The following is a 22222-nucleotide window of genomic DNA, read 5'->3' on the forward strand; positions in this document are numbered from 1 at the left end:
ATGGGGAACAGTGAAGCGGGTTGGCATACGGATACCTGGTTCTATGAACGTCCCCCAGCTGGTGCCCTTTTGCGGGCGGTTGAGGTTCCACCAACAGGCGGTGATACCTACTGGTTATCTATGTATCAGGCGTATGAAACGCTGCCGGACTCCCTGAGTAATGCTGTTAAAGGTCGTCAGATTTTCTTCCAAAGCGTATACGATGCGACAGGTGCTTTGAGACTTGGCAAGGAAGTGCCTAAGTCCAAAGATTTTCGTGAGTGGCAGGGTATTGTGCATCCTCTGGTGCGGACGCACGGCGAAAGTGGTCGCCAGGCTTTGTATCTAGGCGACCAAGATGCCGCGGACGTTGGTTCGTGGATTGTTGGTATGCCGTTGGATGAGAGTAATGACCTGATTGCCCAGCTTTGGAAGCACGCCTGCAATGGTGAGGTCTTTACCCAGCACTGGCATAAAGGCGACATGGTGATGTGGGATAACCGCTGTACGATGCACAGGCGGGACTCTTTCAGTCCAGAATGTGTTCGAATCATGCACCGCACTACGACTGCCGGCGAGCGGCCAATTTAAAACCGCAAATAGCATCGCGATAAAAGCTGATGGCACGTCATCCGAACGTTCAGAAAGGGCAATTGAACGGTCATCAGCTCTTGCTTCTGAAACTCTATGGTCGCGGTGACGCTGGCGTCGTGGGTAAGTTGTAACTGAGGTTTCGGTAAATCAGAATCGGCGCCCCTCTTTACCAGAACCTAAATTCACGCAGATTTTAATTGCCTCGGCGATCGCCTCATAGTGCTCAGACAGCCTACTCGTAGCCACCCTTATATAGTGATCAGGGAGGTTCAAGGAGAACTGGTTACCGGGCAAGATAGGAAAGCCACGCAGTGCCATATTCACGAGCGCAGTCTGCTCGTCAGGAACCCGCAGCCATACAGACAATCCGTCTACACCGCTAACCTCGACGCCTCGCAGCGAGAGCTCATCCACCAAGCGCATGCGCCGCTTGTAGTATACCGATCGCGCCTCGGTAATTGCGTCTTGTGTGGCAGCATCCTCCATCAGCCATGCTACTGCGTCTTGCAGGATGCGACTTGTCCAGCTAGCGCCAAAATTGCGGTATGAGCGGATCTGTTGGGCAATCTCGCCCGTGCAGGAAAGAACTGCGACACGCAAATCCGGCCCTAAGGATTTTGAATAAGACACGATGTGTACTGTCCGCAAAGGAAGCCATTGTCCAATGCTTGCTGGAGGAACAGCAGAAAGGTCGCCAAGCCCATCGTCTTCGATGATGAGTGCCTGGTGACTCTTGAGTTCATCAGCCAGAGCTTTTAATCGAGTTAGTGTGACCACGTGGCCAGTGGTTGTGTTAGTGCGCGGCTGAAAAAGGAAAATCCCTGCCCCATCCTGCAGCGCCGATTTCAATGATGACGGAATGGGACCATGCGCATCGCAGGCTACAGGAACTATGTTTGCACCAAGTCCTTCGAGGATATCAAGCAACCTGGTTGCTGTGGGGTTCTCTATAGCAACCATGGTGCCCGGCATGACCAGGGTGCGCAACACGGTATAGACGGCTTCAATTCCCCCGTTGAGCGCAAGATAGGATTCGGGATGATAAGGCCATCGAGATGCAACCACCCTTGATAGGTTTTCAGTGATGGGTTCCCGATCGTAGCTGTTCAAATTTTGAGCCTTTGCGCCATAAGCCAGGGCTTGATTCAGGTCTGGCAAGAGGTCTGCATCTGGTGGTGCTAACGTCAGGTTCGCAATGATCCGATCCCCAAAGTGACCTGCTATCTCAGTCTCAAACCGAATAGGCCTTAATGAGGCTCTATCCCCTGTCACCCAGACGCCGTTGCGTCCTCTCCCGTTTATGACATGAAAACGGCGAAGCTGACTCCATGCGGCCGAGATAGTAGCAGGGCTTACGCTCATTGCTTCGGCTAGGTCGCGCACCGCTGGCAACTTCGTACCTAAGGGAATGTCCCCGCACCGGATCAGATGCGCCATGTCGCGCGCTATGCCACGGGTTGAAGTGTCCGCAAGCTTATCAATGTACCAGTCTATCGATATGTTGTTAGTCATAGCTATTATAAATGTTCAATAACAAAGCAGTGATTGTACAGGCGATTATTGATCATTAGTATCCCTATACGCCATATGTATTTCCAGGTCGATATTACGAATCAGGTATCGCTACATGAATCTTTGCTTACGATTAGCTGTTCGAGACTGGGACTACCTGACGCCTTTGGCGCTAGGGGATGTTTTGTCTGATTCTGTGCAGCTAAATCTCGATCGAGTCAACCAACTCTTGGATCCTCCAGAGCTTGAGCTTAATAGTCATTACGATGGAGGAGAAGTTTCGTTTAGCCAGTACGCACAATATCGAGCGGCGGGCGGAGTAAAGATGGTAGGTATTCCTCATTTTTTGATGAGAGCGTTCCGACATCGATGCATTATTACCACCACGGAAAGTCCTTTGAAATCCATTGGCGATCTTGCGGGTAAACGAATTGGTCTGACAGGGTGGCCCGACTCCGGTAATACATGGACAAGAGCCCTACTGCGTAGAGAACAGATTAATATTAATGATGTCGATTGGTATGTTGGACGGCTAACGAAAGATGATTCTATTTTCGACCGTCTAAATGGCTTCGGACGCCCAGGCAGGATCAGTGAGTTACCGAATGATGAGTCTTTAGTTGATGCGCTGAGGACGGGTACGCTTGATGCTGTATTTACTCCTTTCATGCCCAGGGGCTTTTATGATCCTGGATCAGGTTTACGGCAGTTGCTGCCATCCTGCCGCTCGGAAGAGGTAGATTACTATAAGAGTGTCGGATATGTTCCAGGTATCCACCTGCTCGCGGTTAAAAGAGAGGTCCTCGCTGATAGGCCTTGGCTGGGCAACGAGATTAGTAACTTGTTTGATCGGTCTACCGACATGTGGATTCAGAAAAGAGAGAAATATGCTGATACCACACCTTGGATCATTGACGAGTTGAGAAGGACCGCCCAAGACCTACAGAAAGATTGGTCGGAAAATGGGTTTTCTAAAAATTACAAGATGGTAAAAGATTTTGCTTGCGAACTGCATGCCCAAGGAATCTTAACCAGTGTTATGACGCCAGAAGAGTTATTTCCAAATACTGCCAAAATCTAGCTTAATAACGAAAATAAGAAATAAGTTAAGACTACAAAATTACAGTCGCGACATTAGGCGTGACTGAATACAGCTAAGATCTAGTGCGCAATCTGTGTGCGCGAAAGCTTTGAGTTGATCTGCCGAATTTTAGCATTGTGAATACTTGCCGCTTGCCGAGTAGATGATTCGCTGTGCCTAGTTATTTTTACCCGAAATAGAAGAGAGTTAAACCAATGCTTAAAGTAGCCTTAGGGCAGTTTGCCGTCAGTCGTGAGTGGCAAGATAATGCTCGTACTTGCGTGGAACATATGGTTGCGGCACAAAAGTCTAACGCGAAACTACTCGTTCTGCCTGAGGGTATTTTGGCGCGGGATATTGTCGATCCAGATATTGTCCGCCGGACTGCACAATCTTTGGACGGTCCTTTTGTAAAAGCGCTTCTCGAGGCCAGTCGCGGCAGTGACCTAACGACGATGTTTAGTATACATAATCCCGCGACCGACGGCCGTGTACGCAATAACTTTATCACTATCCGCGATGGCGAGATCATCGGGCAATATCTAAAATTGCACCTCTATGATGCCTTTGATGCCAAAGAGTCAGATGATGTCATTCCGGGCGAGGAAATCCCTAGCCTCATCGACGTCGATGGGCTGAAAATCGGACTTATGACTTGCTACGATCTTCGATTCCCAGAGATGGCTAGAAGGCTTGCAGACGATGGCGCTGACGTTCTGGTACTGACGGCCGCGTGGGTCAAGGGGCCGTTAAAAGAAATGCACTGGAATACGCTCTGTACGGCCCGTGCTCTGGAAAATACCTGCTATCTGGTTGCGGTGGGTGAATGCGGTGAACGCAATATCGGTGCCAGTCTCGCGGTTGATCCGCTTGGTGTTGTGATTTCCGGCGCGGGTGAAGCGCCGCAGTTAATTTTTGCTGATATCGATCCTGAAAGGCTCTCCTACGCGCGCCAAGCATTACCCGTTTTGAAAAACCGCCGTTTTGCACGTCCAGAACTAAAATAAGATCGTTGATACCCAATGAGGTGAATAGCATGAAATTAGCGTCCGTCGTCGTTGCTCTTGGTCTAGCGATAGGGTCAGTTGCTCACGCACTAGCCGCCAATGATATTCCAGCGCACAGCGTAAATGACACGCTGAGAAATAAACTTCCGAAAGAGATCCTGGATTCCGGGATTATAACAGTAGTTAATGCTACATCCACTCCACCTTTCGAGATGCTCGACGAAAAGGGCCAACTCGCTGGTGCAAGTGTCGATCTTGCTAATGCCGTAAGCCAGTTACTGGGAGTTAAATTTCAACACGAAGTGGTCACGGGTTTTCCCGCGATTCTGATGGGAATTAACTCAGGCCGATACCAGTTGACCATGGGGCCAGCAGGGGATTTCCCTGATCGGCAGGTGTCTAACGATTTTGTGGACTGGGTGCAAGAGCATGTGGTCTTTGCAGTCCCGAAAGGAAATCCCAAGGCCATTAACAGCATGGCAGCGGCATGTGGTGTGCGTGTAGCGGTATTTGCTGGTGGGGCTGCCGAAAAGGCGGCTAAGCGACAGGCTGAAACGTGTAAGAACGATAATAAGCCAGAACTAGAAGTGCAGACATACGCTGATGAGCCGGCGGCAGTACTGGCTGTCCGTGCTAGCCGAGCAGATGCATTTTTCACCTCTCAGACCGTTCTGAAACACTTCGTCAAGGGTTCCAATGGCGCCCTAGAGATCGCGGGAGCGGGTAGTGATAATGGTTTCCCTCACCTTTATCAAGGTGCCGTAGTCGCTAAAAACTCCCCAGTTGGGCCGGTCCTCTTGGCGGCAATGGAAGAGCTTTTCAACGATGGGACATATGCGGCCATCATGAAAAAGTGGGAGTTGGAAAGCAATATGATTCCAAAGCCTGGCATCAATATGGCTGGAAGCGGAGCTGGTAAATGAACATTCCCAAGTCCTCACCTCTGGGAGCCAACTCCATAGATCGGGATGTCTCCCGGGCGCTCGCATCAAGGCCATATGGTCGGTGGCTGGCCTGGGCAGTTGCGCTGTTCATTTTAGCTAAATTTATCTGGCTTATTTCGCATAACGACAGCTTTCAATGGCCCGTCGTAGGGAAATGGCTTTTCAATCCTAGTGTCCTTGACGGCCTTGCTGTGACTCTTGGATTAACAGCCGTGGCAATGGTGCTGGGCATCGTCATTGGGATCGTTTTGGCGTTGATGCGGGTATCCGATAGCCTGCTGCTAAGAAACATGTCCGGCGTGTATATTTGGATATTCCGAGGTACACCGTTATTGGTGCAGTTGATTTTCTGGTACAACCTCTCGGCATTGTTTCCACAAATCACCGTCAGCATTCCATTTGGTCCGACTTTGGGGCAATGGACTACCAATAGCTTGATTACTCCCTTAACGGCTGCAATCGTTGGACTTGCGTTGAATGAAGCGGCCTATATGACTGAGATCATTCGAAGTGGCCTCATCTCAGTCGATAGTAAGCAAGCTGAAACAGCGATGGCTTTTGGGATGACGCGAGGGCGGGCGTTACGGCGGATCATTATACCCCAAGCAATGCGTACCATAATTCCTCCAACCGGGAGCCAAGTGATCAGTCTAATCAAAGCTACATCACTAGTCAGTGTTATTGCTATGGGTGATCTGTTGTACTCTGTGCAAGCCGTGTATAACCGAACGTTTGAAATCATACCTATGCTGATGGTCGCAGTCGCCTGGTACCTGTTTATCACGTCGATACTGAATGTTTTCCAACGCTATATTGAGCGTTACTACGCCCGAGGAGAGCATGGTTTAAATGTATCCAATCCAGCGAATGAAGCGGTTGAGCATTCTACTACCGTTGGATTTGAGGTGAAATGATGAGCAATTTGTCCAGCGGCAAAAACAAGTCGAAGCACGAGCGCCAATTGGTTGTTACAGCTAGAAATGTTTGCAAGAGCTTTGGTGCCCACCAAGTTTTGAAAGGGATTGATTTGGATGTTCGCGAGGGTGAAGTGGTCGTAATTCTTGGTCCTTCAGGATCCGGGAAATCGACATTTCTTCGTTGTATAAATCACCTCGAAAAAATGGACTCTGGCTCTATCCTTGTTGGTGATGAACAAGTTGGCTACACGGTCAAACGAGGTCTCTTGCGTAAGGCGTCATCTGCCGCAGTAGCTAAGCAACGCAGCAAAATTGGTATGGTTTTCCAGCAATTTAACCTGTACCCGCACCTGACGATTCTGGAGAATATTTTCGAAGCGCCTGTCGGGGTGCATAAACAAAATTTCAAACAATCAAAGGCTGAAGCAGAAACTCTATTGAAAAGTGTCGGATTGTTTGAAAAAGCGAATTCCTATCCAAAGCAACTCTCGGGCGGGCAGCAACAGCGCGTTGCAATTGCCAGAGCACTTGCTATAAAGCCGAAATTAATGCTTTTTGATGAGCCTACATCAGCACTGGATCCGGAGCTGGTAGGAGAAGTCCTCGCTACTATGCGCTCCTTGGCGGATCAGGGGCTGACAATGATAGTTGTTACCCACGAAATTTCATTTGCTAAGGAAGCTGCTGATCGAGTGGTGTTCATGGATCAAGGTGTAGTGGTTGAGGCTGGTACTCCTGAGGAGGTAATTGGTAATCCTCAGCACCCTCGAACGCAGATGTTCTTAAGTCGTTTCACCTGATTGAACAATACACGGATGTAATCGTGTTATGTCGGTGGTTCGAGAGGGAGGAACGAGGCGCGATACCAAGTGCAGCGCAGTATGAGGCTCCCCCGCATATCAGGAAAAAGTGAATTCCGACATTCGCTTTGCGCTGTCAAATACTGACTGTTTAGTTTGTAAGATGATCTTGTTCTCAATAGTTTAGTTACTAGGATGTCCAGGTGTGGCTGCCATAGAGCGGCCGGCCAACAGCTGCGCGCTTTACTACTGCCCATACTGTTTCTAAATCGCCGTATATCTAGAGCGATATACTTTAGGAGTGGCAATGAAAAATTTCAATAAGTTGGCATTGGTGTCCTCGATTGTGATGATGGCGGGGAGCCAGACTACATTTGCAAGTGATCAGTCCGATTCAAAGGGCTTTGTCGAGGATTCCAAATTCACCATCAATGCTCGCAATTTTTATATGAACCGTGACAACCGTGCTGCTGGCGCGACACGAAGTTACGGTGAGGAGTGGGCTCAGGGTTTCACTGGCATACTCGAATCCGGTTTCACCCAAGGAACTGTCGGCTTCGGCGTTGGAATAATAGGGATGTATGGGCAGAAACTCGATACCGGTGATGGCCGGTACGGCGGTGGCACAAGTCTGCTTGAATATGATTCACATGGAGCAAAGGATAATTACTCCAAAGGCGGAGGTGTTTTCAAAGTCCGCATTTCAAACACCGTGTTTAAATATGGTACTCAAACCAGCACCATTCCTGTCTTGTATACCAATGATGGCCGTCTGCTGCCCCAGACCTTGGACGGGTTCTCGTTGAGTAGTAAAGAGATCAAGAACCTGCGAGTAGACGCAGGCCATTTTACCAGTCTGACCGGGCTAAACCAGAGCACCCGCGATAGCGTGGGCATGACAGCTGTTGATTACATTGGTGGTGTTTATAACTTCAAGGAGTCAGTGCCTGGTCTGACAAGTAGCTTGTACTACGCAAAAACTGAAGAGTATTGGCGGAAATACTATGTTAACGTCAACTACCTCTATCCGGTTACTGCTGGGCAAACGGTGAACATCGCTTTCAACGGTTATGGTACTAAAAGTATTGAAGAAGCTAGAGCTGGCGATCTTGATAACAAAATTTGGAGTGCGCTCGTTACCTATACCATCGGTGCTCATGGCTTCTCTTTGGGGTATCAGAAAGTTACTGGGACTGGTGATTATAAATATGGACCGGATGGTGGCTCCACTTATTCATTCGACAATGGCGTGACCTATTCGGATTTCGACTATGAAAACGAAAAATCTGTGCAGGCCCGATATGATCTGAATCTGGCGCCGTACGGGATTCCAGGGCTCACCTTCATGGCTCGTTATGTCAAAGGGTACGATTTCAAAGATAGCGTCGGTGGCGATATCGATGGTAAGGCTTGGGAGCGCGACATGGATATTCGATATGTCGTGCAAAGTGGTCCAGTCAAGAACCTATCAGTTGCGTTGCGCCAAGCCAGTTATCGAAGTGGTGATCGTGGCGGCCAGTTGGATGACTTTCGCATCATCACCAACTATCCGATCAATATATTTTAAGTCTACTATGCGCGCTGTGATACCTACGATCGCTACTGGTTGATGTAGTTTTACACCGCGTGCGTATCTGGCTGTCCTGGCTAGCGATTGTTGATGATTCTGGCTAGGTTGCTTCACGAGTTAATGTCGATTTTTCTTTGTTGCGCTTTTTTAGTAGGCATGCGCATGCATGCCTACCTCCAGCTACAATAATTTAGAGGATGAGTTATGAGCCCGTCCGCTGCGCCATACATAGCTTTGAGGGACTGAACCTGCGAGGTGAAACTAAAAAAGCGACTTTGGGTCGCTTTTTTTGTATCCGGAGAGTTGTCCTCATTATGTTCACTTTACAGAGGAAATAACTACTGGTGATACAGCGGCAGTTTCCTCACTTGCTCGTTCTATCAAGGTTGAGTGGATCCCTGAAAGGGGGCGACAGACTACGCGTTGCTGGACTGTCGCGTGGCGACAAGCTAACAATATCCTACGATACCGGAAGGTCCTCGATGTTTGGCCTCGTACTGTAGCTTCGCAGTTGCTCAACCAGCGATGAGCCTTCCCATGTTCAGGGCTTGGCTGGAGTGCCGCGCGCATGGGTGAGATTTGGCGACAGTCGCTACTTCCGTCGCGATGCAGCACGCCATGGATTACGCGGGTTGTCCCGCTGTCGCCAACCTATCCACGCTTAGCGTATTGGGAAGACGTTTCGTTCCTTGGTTTGGTTGATCGCAGACGCCGATAGACTGCCGATTGCTGCCTTCTGGATGTACTCGCTCCACCACGCCATCATCGGGCGCCGGCGGTCGATGTAATCCGCTCGGTTGTAAGCGCTCCGAACTTCATCCTTGTCGACATGCGCTAACGCGACCTCAACCAGCTCCGGGTCCCAGCCATGCTCATTCAGGATGGTGCTCGCCATCGAGCGCAAGCCGTGGCTGACGAGACGGTCCTGAAAGCCCATGCGTTTCAACGCCATGTTGGCGGTCTGGCTATTGGCGTGGGTGCGCGGGTTCCTGTCTGAAGGGAATACGTATTCCCTGTTCCCGCTGTGGTGCTTGAGTGTCTCCAGCAACGAGAGTGCCTGGTCGGTTAGCGGGATTGTGTGCGGCCGACGCTTTTTCATGCGCTCTGGGGGAATGGTCCAAATGCGCTTGTCGAAGTCGATGTCTGCCCATCGGGTGGTCGCCGCCTCGGCAGGACGAGTCATCGTGTGCAGTTGCCATTCGATCAGGCAGCGAGTTGTGCGCTTGATGCTGGCGTTCGCGATTTCCATCATGAGCTCGGGCAGCTCCTCGGGTGGTAGCGCGGCCATGTTCTCTTTCTTGGGCTTTTTGAACACTGCCCGAATTCCATTGAGGGGGTTCGCGAATATCAGCCCGGAGTTGACCCCGTAGGTCATGATCTCGTTGAGCCGTTGGCTCAATCGCTTCACCGTTTCGAGACTGCCTTTGGCCTCAATTGGACGGAGGATCTTGATAACCATCGGAGCAGTGATTTGCGAGAGCGGCGTCGTTTTCATGCTGGGGAAAACATGAAGAGTTAGCGAACGCCAGATGTCTTCGGCGTAGGCCTTGGTTACGGAGTCTTTCTTCAACTCGAACCAGGCCGTGGCCACCTTCTCGAACGTGTGTTCAGTTTTAGCGAGCTTGGCTTGCCGTAGCTCATCGCGTTGGGTTTTGGGATCAATGCCCAGAGCGAGCAACTCACGTGCCTCTACGGCTTTCTTTCGGGCGTTGGCTAACGAGAGGTCTGGGTATGGACCGAGTGCCATATTGATACGGCTTCTGGTTAACGGCTCGCGGTAATTAAAATTCCACATCATCGAGCCGCTGGCGCGTACTCGAAGCTGCAAGCCATCGCCGTCGCTGAGGACGAAGTCTTTACCAGTTGCCTTAACTGCCTTGAGCTGGCGATCAGAGAGGCGGGTTGCGTTAGTAGGCATGGGGGCTACCTCCAGCACCGTTTTGGTATCCTGAAAATAGCACCTGGTAGCCCGGGATACCACCTGGGATACCAAAGTGCCTGGAACTCAGAAAACTTCCAAAGCCCACAATAGCCCTGAAATCCCCGTATTTGCTGGATTTCAGGCACAAAAAAAGACGTCCTTGGACGTCTTTAGATGTAAAAGTGGTGGAGCCGGGGGGATTTGAACCCCCGTCCGCCAGTACTCCGCTGTCGGTACTACATGCGTAGCCGTTTCTATTAAGTTAACCCTCAGCGACCCGAAGGGCAGGGTGCTTTGGGCGAGTTGTGTAAGTTTTAGCCGCTTCGTCCACAACGTACTGCACGGCGATTCTGTTCTATATGACAATCACTTTGGGTTTACAGACATCCCCTGGTGATTGCTGGACCCGAAGGTACCAGAAGCTCAGGTCTAAGGCTGCTTACGCAGCGATAGCGAATTCCTGGCCGTAGTTTTCGTCATTGGCAACTATAAGTAGTTGCAACAGTGGATTTACGAGTTCTGTTACCAACTCGGCATGCACCTAAAGTTTCGCGACCGGCGTCGAATCCTAAACGGCCCCGTGCTTGTAACTCGTTGTTTCATAGTGAGTGACAAGCCTGTGCAGTGTACGCCAAACGGTCACGGAAGGCCAACCCGAAGGTTGACCCTCTCGTTTACTGGCCGCCTTTGTCGAGGTTCTGCAGGTCTTGCAGGGCCTTGGAGGTGATTTCGATGCACTTCTTGTCATCACCAGCGGCGTGGGCGGCCTTGGCTTGGGAGACGGCTGTGTCGATTTCGCCGCTTTTGCCACTGGTGTCAGTGGCGAGCAGCGCTTTACCGTTGTTGATTTTGTCCAGGTTGATCTTGCACAGGTCGGGCTCGCCAGCAGCGAAAGCAGGGGAGGCCAACATCGCAGCGGTAATGAACAAGCCAGCAAGAGCGGAACGCTTCATAGGGTATCTCCTTGCGCAAAAAAGGCTCGACGCTGCTGGCGTTCATGGGCTGCCAGCGACATCACTGATGGGCCTCGTGCGTCGAGGCCTATGCAGATGACTACGCCAGCGCGCAGGGGTTCTGTTTTTTTTGCGGGATCAATGGGCGCGGGCCTGGGTCACGCGATCCACGAGGTACACCAATCCGTGATAGTCGATGCCGCCATGCTGGCTCAGGCCGATCTCGCAGGTGCGGCTGGTGGAGATGCCTTCACTGCAGTACTGCACTGCATCCTTGAGGGAGCGCAGCGAGTGGGCGTTGAGTTCCGGCGTGGTGAAACCTTTGTCGCCGGCAAACCCGCAGCAGTGAATGCCTTCCGGGATCACCACGGTCTTGGCACAACGGCGGGCCAGGTCGATCAGCGCCTGGCTTTCTCCCAGGTGTTGGGTGCTGCAGGTGACGTGTACGGCGATCGGCGCCTCCTGCGGTGTGAAGTCGAGACGGTCCATCAGGTGCGTGCGGATGAAACGTACGGGGTCGTAAAGGTCCAGGCGCGTTTCGCCAAGGTCTTGCACCAGGCGCAGGGTGCAGGGGCTGGTGTCGCAATAGATCGGGTCCAGGCCGCCGCGGCTGGCATGGAGCAGGGCGCCGATCAGTTCCTGGCGTTTGTGTTCTGCCTGTTCGGCGTAGCCTTTGGAAGCGAAAGGCTGGCCGCAGCACAGGTTGTCCTGGTTGTCGGGAAACACGACCTGGTAACCGGCTTTTTCCAGCAGGCCCTGGGTTTTTTCGTACAACGACATCTGCTCTTTATCACCGGCCGCCGGGCCCATGGCGCGTGAGACGCAGGCCGCTAGGTAGACCACCCGTGGCCGCTCATCCGTCACCGCCGGGCTGAAGCGAATGGCTTTTTCCGGTTGTGGCATGGCGTTGGTCCACTGCGGAATCTGCCCCTTGGACAACTTGGTCATGGTGGCCGACAGCTTCGCCAGGCGAGGCGCTCCCAGCAGCATGCGTGCACCATTGGCTACATGCAGGGTAAAGCGTGCACCTTGCAGTGCCGTGGCGAAATGGGTGGCCAGCCATTCGGCGGTTTTCGTACGGTCGGCGTCACGGCTTCGCAGTTTTTTCACCAGGTCGCCGGTATTGATTCCTACCGGACAGCGTTGGGCGCATAGGCCGGTGGCGGCGCACGTGTCGATGCCCTGGTAGTGGTAGGCCGCCTCCAATTCGGTGGTGTCGACGCCGGCGCGTTTTTTCGCCTGTATATCTCGCCAGATCACGATGCGCTGGCGCGGGCTCAACGTCAGGCCTTTCGATGGGCACACCGGTTCACAGAAACCGCACTCAATGCACTTATCCACAAGCTCGTCGGCCGCAGGCAGCGGCTTGAGGTGCTTGAGGTGAATCTGCGGGTCTTGGCTGAGCACCACGTCCGGGTTGAGGATGCCGTTGGGGTCGAGCAGGCGTTTGAGTTGCCACATCAATTGATAGGCGTCGCTGCCCCATTCCAGCTCCACGAAGGGTGCCATATTGCGGCCGGTACCGTGTTCGGCTTTCAGCGAACCGCCGAACTCCACGGCCACCAATTGCGCGACGTCATCCATGAACGCTTGATAGCGTGTGACTTCATCCGCGCTGTTGAAGCCTTGGGTGAACACAAAGTGCAGATTGCCTTCCAGGGCATGTCCGAAAAGGATGGCTTCGTCGTAGTGATGCTTGTCGAACAGTTCGATCAAACGGTTCACGCCAATGGCCAGTTGCTCGACCGGGAAGGTGACGTCTTCGATGATCACCGTGGTGCCGGTTTTGCGTACGGCTCCTACGGCGGGGAAGGTGTCCTTGCGGATGGCCCACAGGCGGGCGTTTTCCACAGGGTCTTCGGTGAAGTCGACCTGTTTCTCCACCGGGAAACCGGCCAGCGACGCCATGATCAGCGCCAATTGTTCATGCAGCAATGACGGCGATGCGGCGCGGGATTCAATCAGCAGGGCGCAGGCACTTTCTGACAAGTGCTGTACGAATGCGGGCATGCCCGGTTTGTTCTGCACCGAGCGCATGCTGCGTCGGTCCAGCAGCTCGACGGCCGACACCGGTTGGGTCTTCAGGACGGTGACTGCGTTGCAGCAGGTCTCCACATCCGGAAACACGATCAACGCCGACGCCTTGTTCGGGTGGTCGATCACGGTGTCGTAGGTGACTGCGCTGATAAACCCTAGGGTTCCCTCGGAGCCCACCAATAAATGGCTGAGGATATCCAGTGGTTCATCAAAATCCACCAGGGCGTTGAGTGACAGGCCGGTGGTATTTTTCAGACGGTATTTGTGGCGGATTTTTGCTGCCAATTCAGCGTTTGCCCGCGTTTCACGGCCGAGTGTGGCCAGGCGCTCGAGCAGTGCGCCGTGCTGTTCACGAAACGCCGTAACGCTGCTTGCGTCTTCTGTATCGAGGCGGCTGCCATCGGCCAGGACCAGACGAATTCCGGCCAGGGTGTGATAGGTGTTCTGCGCCGTACCGCAGCACATGCCACTGGCGTTGTTGGCGACGATTCCGCCGATCTTGCAGGCATTGATCGACGCCGGGTCTGGGCCGATCTTGCGCCCGAATGGCGCCAGCCAGGCGTTGGCCTGTGCGCCGATGACGCCGGGTTGCAGGCGGATCTGAGTGCCTTGCCCACGAATCTCACGGCCGTTCCAATTGTCCCCCAGTACGATCAGTACCGAGTCGCTTATCGCTTGTCCGGACAGGCTGGTGCCGGCTGCGCGGAAGGTTACCGGCACACGTTCACGCTGGGCCAGTTGCAGCAGCGCCACCACTTCGTCTTCCGATTCGACGCGGATCACCAGTTGTGGGATCAATCGGTAAAAACTGGCGTCGGTGCCGAATGCGAGGGTGGAAAGTGGATCGTCGAAACGTCGATCTTGTGGGATCAGCTGTGCGACGTCAGCAAGGAAAGCGGCAGGCAGACTCATTGGTCCTCCAGGATCAGCACCCCCTGGGCGCCGTATTGACACGATTGCGCAAAGCCGACGCCGAAGTTATAGCCCGGCGTCGCTTATGACCCTATTGCTACGGCTTTAGTGCACCAGCATGCCGGTAAACCAGTAAGCCTGGGCCAGGGTGATCAGCCCGACGATCGTGGCGAAGAACAGGCTGTGCTTGAGGGTGAAGCGGAACAGGTCGGATTCTTTACCCACCAGTCCGGTAGCGGCGCAGGCCACGGCGATCGATTGCGGCGAAATCATTTTGCCGGTCACGCCGCCGCTGGTGTTGGCAGCGACCAGAAGCGTGTCGTTGACGCCGATCTGGTGCGCCGTGGTGGCTTGCAACGAGCTGAACAGGGCGTTGGACGATGTGTCGGAGCCTGTCAGGAAAACCCCCAGCCAGCCTAGGAAAGGCGAGAAGAACGGGAAGGCTGCGCCGGTGCCGGCCAATACCAGCGCCATGGTCGAAGACATGCCGGAGTAATTGGTGACAAAGGCGAAGGCCAGCACCATGCCGATAGACAGGATCGGCCAACGCAACTCGTAGAACGTCTCTTTTAAAGTGGTAAGACCAATCTTGATGTTGATCTTCAGAACCAGCATCGAGATCAGTGCGGAGAAGAAAATCGCGGTACCGGTCGCTGAAATCGGGTCCAGCTTGAATATCGCTGGGATCGCAGTCGGGTTGGTCACGATGGGTGCGACCTTGACCACCATTTGATCCAGGTGCGGGATCGCGAAGTTGAATACCCAGCTGTACATCGAACCGCCTGCGGCGAACATCGCCTTGAACGGTTTGAGGGTCCAGATGGTGACCAGCACGGTGAGGATCAGGAAAGGTGACCAGGCCTTGAAGATCTGCCCCAGGCTGTAAGGTGAGGCGACGGTGCTGCGCGGCAGGCCGAAGCCGCCGGCGCTGGCGGTAATCGCTGCGTCGGAAGTGGCGCCGGCAATCTGCGCGCCCGCAGTGCGTTTGGGTTGCCAGACTTTCAGGAACAGGGTCAGAGAGATCAGGCTGGCCAGGGCCGAGGTGATGTCCGGCAGTTCCGGGCCGATGAAGTTGGACGTGAAGTACTGCGTAATGGCAAAGCTCAGGCCCGCGACCAGCGCAGCTGGCCAGGTTTCGCGAACGCCGCGCAGGCCATCCATCATGAAGACCAGCCAGAACGGCACGAACAGCGACAGCAGCGGCAGTTGGCGGCCAGTCATGGCGCCGATCTTGAATGCATCGATTCCGGTCACTTGCCCGGCAACGATGATCGGAATTCCCAGGGCGCCAAAGGCGACGGGTGCGGTGTTGGCAATCAGGCACAGGCCGGCCGCGTACAGAGGGTTGAAGCCCAGGCCTACCAGCAGTGCGGCGGTAATCGCCACGGGGGCGCCGAAACCGGCAGCACCTTCCAGGAATGCGCCGAAGCAGAAGCCGATCAACAGCACCTGCAGACGCTGGTCATCGGTGATCGACAGGACAGAGCTGCGGATGATCTCGAATTGGCCGCTCTTGACGGTGAGTTTGTAGAGAAACACCGCCGCGACAATGATCCAGGCAATAGGCCACAGGCCATAGGCAAAACCGTAACCGGCGGCGGCCAGCGCCATGTCCACTGGCATGTGGAAGGCAAAGATCGCTACCAGTATCGACAACGCCAGCGTGATGCTGCCGGCCACGTGGCCTTTGAGGCGAAACACGGCCAGAGCCAGGAAGAAGAACACGATCGGAATAACGGCGGCCAGTGCGGACAGGCCGAGGCTGCCGAGCGGGCTGTAGAGCTGTTGCCAGGTTTGCATATGGGGTGGCCCCTAATTGTTGTTGGTCAGGCACTTCATAGTCGATTTGGATAATTGGTAATACCAATTTACAATCGCCGGAGGCTAGGTTAAAAGTCTTCGGGGTATGTGTCAATTTGCCGCTTGCGAAACTTTGGTCGTAGCCCGGCAGGCGAGGTGGTTTGATCGGGTGAATCGAAGCGGTTCTGATAGGTGCTGGAAGGGCGGCGATAGGCCAGAATAGAGGGCCCGGCGAGTGGTCGGGATGGTGGAGAGTGAGTTATGGGGTTTGATCAGGTGCGTCAGCGCCGTTTGTCTGACGATATTGTCGAGCAGCTTGAGGGGATGATCCTTGAGGGCACGTTGAAGTCGGGTGAACGCTTGCCGGCCGAGCGCGCTTTGGCTGAACAGTTTGGTGTGTCGCGTCCGTCGTTGCGGGAGGCGATTCAGAAGCTGGCGGCCAAGGGCTTGTTGGTGAGCCGTCAGGGAGGGGGCAATTATGTTGCCGAGTCACTGGGCTCGACGTTCAGCGATCCGCTGCTGCATCTGCTGGAAAACAATCCTGAGGCCCAGCGTGACCTGCTGGAGTTTCGCCAGACCCTTGAAGCGTCCTGTGCTTATTACGCAGCATTGCGAGCGACTGAGGTCGACCGTGAGCGGCTGACCGCTGCATTCGAGACGTTGCAGGATTGCTATGCCCGCGTTGATGACGTGAGCCGGGTCGAGGAGGGGGCTGCGGATGCACAGTTTCACCTGGCCATTGCGGAGGCCAGCCATAACGCGGTGTTGCTGCACACCATTCGCGGCTTGTTCGACCTGCTCAAGCGTAACGTGGTGACCAATATTGGCGGCATGTATCAGCAACGTACGGAGACGCGCGACATGCTGATCAGTCAGCACCGAGAGCTGTACATGGCGATTATCGAGGGCCGGGCAGAACACGCGCGAGAAGTCTCGACACGTCACCTGGAGTACGTGCAGGAAGTGTTGGAGGAAGTACGTCAGGAGGTTCAGCGCGTGGCGCGGGCGGAGCGGCGCAAGGGGATGTAGCCGGGGGAAGTCCCGAGGCTACATCGTTACAAGGATTATTCTTCCTTGCCTTTGTTGCGCACCGCGCGATGCAGTTCGCGGTTGGAATCGCGTTCGCGCTCAGTATCACGCTTATCGTATTCCTTCTTGCCCTTGCCCAGTGCGATCTCGCACTTGACCAGGTGCTTGCTCCAATACCAGGACAGGCAGACACAGGCATAGCCTTTCTGCTGTACGGCTGCGGCGAGCTTTTCCAGTTCGCGGGCATTGAGCAATAGTTTGCGCGTGCGCACCGGGTCGGCAATCACGTGGGTGCTCGCGGTTGTCAGCGGGGTGATATGACTGCCAAGCAGCCATGCCTCGCCATCCTTGAGCAATACGTAGCTGTCGACCAGTTGCAACTTGCTGGCACGCAGACTCTTTACTTCCCAGCCGGCCAGGACCAGACCAGCCTCGAACCGATGTTCGATGAAGTAATCGTGTCGCGCTTTTTTATTTTGCGCGATGGTCCCTGTGGGGTGTTTCTTTTGTTTAGCCATAGGGGCGGCATTATAGGGAGTTGCGAGCGTGTCGGCTACGGTCAACCTGCGTGCTTGAGCGTGTTGGTCGAATCCCGGACAATACCGGCAGTTCTTTGGTTTTTTTCTTTCGCGGATCGGACTGTTGTTTCGCGATGTTTGCCGCTCAGCTGTGGAAATCACGCACACATGACGACGCATATTCAACGTTCGGCCCTGCTGCCCTATCCGGCGCAGGCGCTCTATGACCTGGTCAACGACGTGGCGCGTTACCCGGAATTCCTGCCTTGGTGCTCAACTGCCGAGGTGCTGGAAAGCAGTGATGAACATATGGTTGCCAGTGTTGGGGTGGCGAAAGGCGGGCTCAGTCAGCACTTTGTTACGCGGAATGCGCTGGTGCCGGGCAAGTCCATTGAAATGAATTTGCAGGAAGGGCCGTTTACCCAGCTGCATGGTGTATGGGTTTTCAAGGCGCTTACCGACAAAGCCTGCAAGATCAGCCTGGATTTGTCGTTTGATTACGCTGGGCCGATTGTGCGGGCCACATTGGGGCCGTTGTTCAATCAGGCGGCCAATACCCTGGTGGATGCATTCTGTCAGCGAGCCAAGCAATTGCATGGTTGAGGTCGAGGTGGTTTATGCCGCCGAGGATCGCCAGGTTCTGCTGGCGCTGACGGTGGCTTCGGGAACCAGTCTGCGTGCAGCCGTGCAATTGTCAGGGATGGCTATGCAGTTTCCTGAGCTGGATCTGGCTGCTTGCCCCTTGGGGGTATTCGGTAAGGTCGTCACGGATGCGGAGGTGCGCCCCGCACAATCGGGCGATCGCATTGAAATCTATCGGCCCTTGCTTGTGGACCCTAAAGAAGTGCGCAGGCTGCGTGCTGCCAAGGCGGCGTTGGCGAAGCGGCAGCATCCATAGGCTGGCTGAATGACAGGCAGCAAAAAGCCCGGCATGCCGGGCTTTTTATATGCGCCGCAATGTTACTGCGGGCTGGTGTCCAGAGGCTGAGGCGTCGGGACGGGGACCGTTTCGACCCCGTCGACGTCTTTCTGGATCTTGTCGAGCAAGGAGCCTGGCTTGGCCGGTACTTCGGACTTCGGCTTCTCGCTTTCCTGCACAGGTGCAGTCACGTTTGTGCCGTTATCGTTGCCGAGCAGCGCTTGATCACGGCTTACGCCTGGCATGAAGTCACCCGACAGGCTGACAAGCTGGTCATTGCCATTGAAAATGACGCTGACACGCTCCTGTTGGCGTTCACCGCCACCAGGCTGCAGGCTGTAGAGATAATCCCAGCGATCGGCGTGGAAAGTGTCGGTCAGCAGGGGGTTGCCCATGATAAACCGTACTTGCCGTCGGGTCATTCCCGGGCGTAACTGGTCTATCATGTCCTGCGTGACGACATTGCCCTGCTGGATGTCGATTTTGTAAACCCCGGGGAATGAACAACCGGCGAGTGCGAGCAGTCCCACAAAGGTGAAACTGGTTAGCAAGAGCTTGGTGTTTTGCATCGGTGGGCGACTTCCACTATCTTGGCTGGGACAACGTAAACGCCGATCATACCCGTATTAAGAGAAGCTGCGAAGCAGCATCCGCGAGAAAGCTAACCATGGTTGAAAATAGCGAACTACGCAAAGCCGGTCTTAAAGTGACTCTGCCACGAGTCAAGATTCTACAAATGCTCGATTCTGCTGAGCAGCGCCACATGAGTGCCGAGGATGTTTACAAGGCGCTGATGGAGTCTAACGAGGACGTCGGCCTGGCCACGGTTTACCGTGTACTGACCCAGTTTGAAGCCGCAGGGCTGGTGGTTCGTCATAATTTCGACGGCGGTCATGCTGTGTTCGAATTGGCTGACGGTGGTCATCACGACCACATGGTTGACCTGGATACCAATGAGGTTATCGAGTTCACCAGCCCGGCAATCGAAAAGCTCCAGCACGAAATTGCTGAGGAGCATGGTTTCGATTTGGTCGACCACAATCTTGTGTTGTACATCCGTAAGAAAAAGTAAAAAGCGACGCAGAATTGCTCTGCGAAACGATCGAAGGCGACCCTAGGGTCGCCTTCGTGCTTTCTATAATAAGGAAAAGCTCGGCTCAGGCCTTGGTGGCTACGACCATTTTCTTCGCGTGTGCCAAAGACTCTTTGGTCAGGTCGATCCCGCCGAGCATCCGTGCCACTTCTTCCACGCGCTCCGACTTGTTCAGTTTGGATACTGCCGTGTGTGTCGCTTCGCTGCCTCTGACCTTGTGCACAAACAAGTGTTGATGCCCTTGGGCCGCGACTTGCGGCAAGTGAGTGACGGTCAGCACCTGGCCGCGATCCCCCAGGCGGCGCAGTAACTGACCCACAATTTCCGCCGTGGGGCCACCGATACCTACGTCTACTTCATCGAACACCAGTGTCGGTACCCGTGAGGTTTGCGCGGTAATCACTTGGATCGCCAGGCTGATTCGCGAGAGCTCGCCACCAGACGCCACTTTTGCCAGTGCCTTGAGCGGTTGCCCCGGGTTGGCGCTGACCAGTAGTTCTACCTGCTCCAGGCCGTAGGGCTGCAGCTCATTGCTGGCGTTGGTGCGCAACTCGATGGTAAAGCGCCCGCCCGGCATGCCCAGGCGCTGAATTTCCTGCTCGACGGCGCCAGCGAGGCTGGTCGCAGCCTGTTTGCGCAGATCGCTCAGTTCGCGGGCTTTCTCCTGATAGTGGCGGGCAAAAGAGCCGAGCTCTTCGCCCAGTCGCTCAATGGATTCGTCATTCGCGTTCAGGGTCTCGATTTCATCCAGCAGTTTCTGCTGCATGGTTGCCACTTCGGTGGGCTGGATTCGATGTTTGCGCGCCAGCGTATAGATGGTGTCCAGGCGCTCTTCTATTTCCTGCAGTCGCGCCGGGTCGGCGTCGAAATGATCGAGAAAGCGATTGAGTTCGCCGACGGCTTCTTCTACCTGGATTTGCGCACTGGTCAGCAGGGTGGTGGCTTCACTCAGCGAGCCCGAAGCGCTGTTAACGCTGGACAGTCGGTTGAGGCTGGCGGTGAGTGCGTTGAGCACATTGCCGGAATCGCTCTCGCTGCATTGCTCCACCACCTGGCGGCAGATAGACAGCAGGGTTTCGGCGTTGGTGAGGTTCTTGTGTTCCTGTTCCAGTTGTTCCAGCTCGGTTTCGCCCAGACCCAGGCTTTCCAGCTCTTCAAGCTGATAGCTGAGCAATTGATGGCGAGCGCGTTGCTCGTCACCGGAATTGGACAGTCGCTCCAGCTCCTGTCGGGTCTGGCGCCAGCGCTGGGCAGCCAGTTGTACCTGCCGGGCAAGGTCGGTGGCGCCAGCGTACTCGTCAAGCAGGCGGCGATGGGTGTCGGTTTTGAGCAGGGATTGGTGTTCATGCTGGCTATGGATGTCAATCAGCAGTTCACCCAGGGCCTTCAGGTCGCCAAGGGGGCAGGGGGTTCCATTGATGTAGCCGCGCGAGCGCCCCTCGGCGGTGATGACTCGGCGCAGGATGCACGGGCCGTCGTTATTAAGGTCGCGCTCGACCAGCCAGGCTTCGGCTTCGGGGATGTCCGCGAGGTCGAAGGTGGCCAGAATGTCGGCCTTGTCCGCGCCCGGGCGCACCACGCCACTGTCGGCGCGGTCGCCCAGGGTCAGGCCCAGGGCGTCGAGCATGATCGACTTGCCGGCGCCGGTTTCGCCTGTGATTACGCTCATCCCGCGATCCAGTTCGAGATCCAGATGTTCAACGATGGCGTAGTTGTGTACAGACAGGTGCACGAGCATGACGGCCGCTCCCAGGCTTTAGGTCTGGTTATTTATACAGTGTTTTGTTCTGGGCTGACAATCCTGATGCTTAGCTCAATTTGCTCGGTCGTTCAGCTTTTTTAGTGCAAAGGAGAATGATCGGGCCGAAGTTGATCTGGGGCAGGCGAAAGACTTTTGGTAGAGCCTGCACCCTTGAACCTGGAAATTGTGGCCCCATATACCGGAACAGAAGCGCGAGTTGAGTTCGCGCATGATTTTGAAAGGAGAAATCTATGGCTGACGAACAGACGCAGGATACGCAAACTCCGGACGCCAATTCGGCTGTCGGTGATGAACTGGCAACTCGTGTGCAAGTGCTCGAAGAGCAGTTGGCCGCTGCGCAGGATCAGTCTTTGCGTGTTGCCGCCGATCTGCAGAACGTCCGCCGCCGTGCCGAGCAGGACGTAGAAAAAGCTCACAAGTTCGGGCTGGAGAAGTTCGCGGGCGACCTGCTGCCAATTATTGACAGCCTGGAGCGTGGCCTCGAGTTGTCCAACCCGGATGACGAAAACATCCGCCCGATGCGCGAAGGGATCGAACTGACCCTGAAAATGTTTCAGGACACCCTGAAGCGTTATCAGCTGGAAGCCATTGATCCGCAAGGCGGCGAACCGTTCAGCGCTGAGCTTCACCAGGCCATGGCCATGCAAGAAAGCCACGACCTCGAGCCCAATAGTGTGTTGAAAGTGTTCCAGAAGGGCTATCAGCTCAACGGTCGCCTGTTGCGCCCTGCAATGGTGGTGGTGAGCAAGGCTCCTGCACCCGTTGCACCTTCTATTGATGAGCAGGCTTGAAATCCGCCGCAAGGCCCCCATTTATAAGTCAAGCGTTTAAGTGCTACCGCAGTTAGCCACCACTGCTGCGGCAACCAAATTCA

Annotated in this window: 20 protein-coding genes and 1 other RNA gene; 12 read left to right on the forward strand and 9 right to left on the reverse strand. The window is 54.6% G+C overall.

All coding sequences use genetic code 11. The features are described from left to right. A partial coding sequence (locus C8K58_RS29580) for a TauD/TfdA family dioxygenase (RefSeq protein WP_108574804.1) occupies window positions 1–570 on the forward strand: 570 nt, incomplete at its 5' end. Window positions 571–720: 150 nt separating this feature from the next. On the opposite strand, the gene C8K58_RS29585 is transcribed toward C8K58_RS29580, so the two are convergent. After that, window positions 721–2085 carry a PLP-dependent aminotransferase family protein gene (locus tag C8K58_RS29585; protein ID WP_054092780.1) on the reverse strand — a complete coding sequence of 455 codons (1365 nt, stop codon included), beginning with the start codon at window positions 2083–2085 and terminating at the stop codon, window positions 721–723. Window positions 2086–2200: 115 nt separating this feature from the next. Here C8K58_RS29585 and C8K58_RS29590 point away from each other — a divergent pair, with 115 nt between their 5' ends. The 6 genes from C8K58_RS29590 (at window position 2201) to C8K58_RS29615 (ending at window position 8401) form a co-directional block, all read left to right on the forward strand. Beyond that, on the forward strand, window positions 2201–3166 hold the full coding sequence (locus tag C8K58_RS29590; RefSeq protein WP_108574805.1) for an ABC transporter substrate-binding protein: 966 nt from the start codon (window positions 2201–2203) through the stop codon (window positions 3164–3166). 215 nt (window positions 3167–3381) lie between these two features. Continuing rightward, entirely contained in the window at window positions 3382–4173 is a 792-nt protein-coding gene (locus C8K58_RS29595; protein ID WP_108574806.1) for a deaminated glutathione amidase, read from the forward strand. Window positions 4174–4202: 29 nt separating this feature from the next. Continuing rightward, complete coding sequence (locus tag C8K58_RS29600; RefSeq protein WP_218279014.1) at window positions 4203–5096, forward strand: ABC transporter substrate-binding protein; 894 nt, start codon at window positions 4203–4205, stop codon at window positions 5094–5096. Continuing rightward, the gene (locus C8K58_RS29605; RefSeq protein ID WP_108574808.1) at window positions 5093–6031 is read left to right on the forward strand and encodes an amino acid ABC transporter permease; all 939 of its coding nucleotides are present in this window, start codon (window positions 5093–5095) and stop codon (window positions 6029–6031) included. Before C8K58_RS29600 ends, C8K58_RS29605 begins: the two co-directional genes overlap by 4 nt. Next, complete coding sequence (locus C8K58_RS29610; protein ID WP_108574818.1) at window positions 6031–6834, forward strand: amino acid ABC transporter ATP-binding protein; 804 nt, start codon at window positions 6031–6033, stop codon at window positions 6832–6834. The genes C8K58_RS29605 and C8K58_RS29610 overlap by 1 nt, the downstream gene beginning before the upstream one ends. A 349-nt stretch (window positions 6835–7183) precedes the next feature. Further along, entirely contained in the window at window positions 7184–8401 is a 1218-nt protein-coding gene (locus tag C8K58_RS29615; RefSeq protein WP_371921660.1) for an OprD family porin, read from the forward strand. A gap of 664 nt (window positions 8402–9065) precedes the next feature. Here the strand turns inward: C8K58_RS29615 and C8K58_RS29620 are convergent. The 5 genes from C8K58_RS29620 to C8K58_RS29640 form a co-directional block, all read right to left on the reverse strand. Continuing rightward, complete coding sequence (locus tag C8K58_RS29620; protein ID WP_108574810.1) at window positions 9066–10322, reverse strand: integrase domain-containing protein; 1257 nt, start codon at window positions 10320–10322, stop codon at window positions 9066–9068. Between the two features lie 186 nt (window positions 10323–10508). Further along, window positions 10509–10905, reverse strand: a transfer-messenger RNA (tmRNA) gene (ssrA, locus tag C8K58_RS29625). A 94-nt stretch (window positions 10906–10999) separates the two neighbouring features. Next, on the reverse strand, window positions 11000–11278 hold the full coding sequence (locus C8K58_RS29630) for a hypothetical protein (protein ID WP_027605349.1): 279 nt from the start codon (window positions 11276–11278) through the stop codon (window positions 11000–11002). A gap of 138 nt (window positions 11279–11416) precedes the next feature. Further along, complete coding sequence (locus C8K58_RS29635; protein ID WP_108574811.1) at window positions 11417–14227, reverse strand: FAD-binding and (Fe-S)-binding domain-containing protein; 2811 nt, start codon at window positions 14225–14227, stop codon at window positions 11417–11419. Between the two features lie 105 nt (window positions 14228–14332). Next, the gene (locus tag C8K58_RS29640) at window positions 14333–16027 is read right to left on the reverse strand and encodes a lactate permease LctP family transporter (protein WP_027605351.1); all 1695 of its coding nucleotides are present in this window, start codon (window positions 16025–16027) and stop codon (window positions 14333–14335) included. 261 nt (window positions 16028–16288) lie between these two features. Between C8K58_RS29640 and C8K58_RS29645 the strand changes: the two genes are divergently transcribed. After that, window positions 16289–17056 carry an FCD domain-containing protein gene (locus C8K58_RS29645; RefSeq protein ID WP_027605352.1) on the forward strand — a complete coding sequence of 256 codons (768 nt, stop codon included), beginning with the start codon at window positions 16289–16291 and terminating at the stop codon, window positions 17054–17056. Window positions 17057–17091: 35 nt separating this feature from the next. On the opposite strand, the gene smpB is transcribed toward C8K58_RS29645, so the two are convergent. Then, a complete protein-coding gene (gene smpB, locus C8K58_RS29650) occupies window positions 17092–17574 on the reverse strand; it encodes an SsrA-binding protein SmpB (RefSeq protein WP_014719962.1) in 483 nt (160 codons plus the stop codon). A gap of 168 nt (window positions 17575–17742) precedes the next feature. On the opposite strand from smpB, the gene C8K58_RS29655 reads away from it, so the two are divergent. Both C8K58_RS29655 and C8K58_RS29660 read left to right on the forward strand, forming a co-directional pair. Then, a complete protein-coding gene (locus C8K58_RS29655; RefSeq protein ID WP_027605353.1) occupies window positions 17743–18177 on the forward strand; it encodes a type II toxin-antitoxin system RatA family toxin in 435 nt (144 codons plus the stop codon). Beyond that, on the forward strand, window positions 18170–18472 hold the full coding sequence (locus C8K58_RS29660; protein ID WP_027605354.1) for an RnfH family protein: 303 nt from the start codon (window positions 18170–18172) through the stop codon (window positions 18470–18472). The genes C8K58_RS29655 and C8K58_RS29660 overlap by 8 nt, the downstream gene beginning before the upstream one ends. A gap of 62 nt (window positions 18473–18534) precedes the next feature. Here C8K58_RS29660 and C8K58_RS29665 read toward each other — a convergent pair whose 3' ends face one another. Further along, window positions 18535–19062, reverse strand: coding sequence for an outer membrane protein assembly factor BamE (locus C8K58_RS29665; RefSeq protein ID WP_027605355.1), 528 nt, complete (start codon window positions 19060–19062; stop codon window positions 18535–18537). Between the two features lie 98 nt (window positions 19063–19160). On the opposite strand from C8K58_RS29665, the gene fur reads away from it, so the two are divergent. Continuing rightward, on the forward strand, window positions 19161–19565 hold the full coding sequence (gene fur / locus C8K58_RS29670; protein ID WP_010562662.1) for a ferric iron uptake transcriptional regulator: 405 nt from the start codon (window positions 19161–19163) through the stop codon (window positions 19563–19565). A gap of 85 nt (window positions 19566–19650) precedes the next feature. Here fur and recN read toward each other — a convergent pair whose 3' ends face one another. Next, the gene (recN, locus tag C8K58_RS29675) at window positions 19651–21324 is read right to left on the reverse strand and encodes a DNA repair protein RecN (protein ID WP_027605356.1); all 1674 of its coding nucleotides are present in this window, start codon (window positions 21322–21324) and stop codon (window positions 19651–19653) included. Window positions 21325–21578: 254 nt separating this feature from the next. Between recN and grpE the strand changes: the two genes are divergently transcribed. Continuing rightward, window positions 21579–22139 (forward strand): nucleotide exchange factor GrpE, encoded by a 561-nt coding sequence (grpE, locus tag C8K58_RS29680; protein ID WP_027605357.1) that lies wholly within the window; start codon window positions 21579–21581, stop codon window positions 22137–22139. Window positions 22140–22222: the final 83 nt, after the last annotated feature.

It is taken from the genome of Pseudomonas sp. GV047 (genome assembly GCF_003058245.1).
GTDB classification, from domain to species: Bacteria; Pseudomonadota; Gammaproteobacteria; order Pseudomonadales; family Pseudomonadaceae; genus Aquipseudomonas; species Aquipseudomonas marginalis.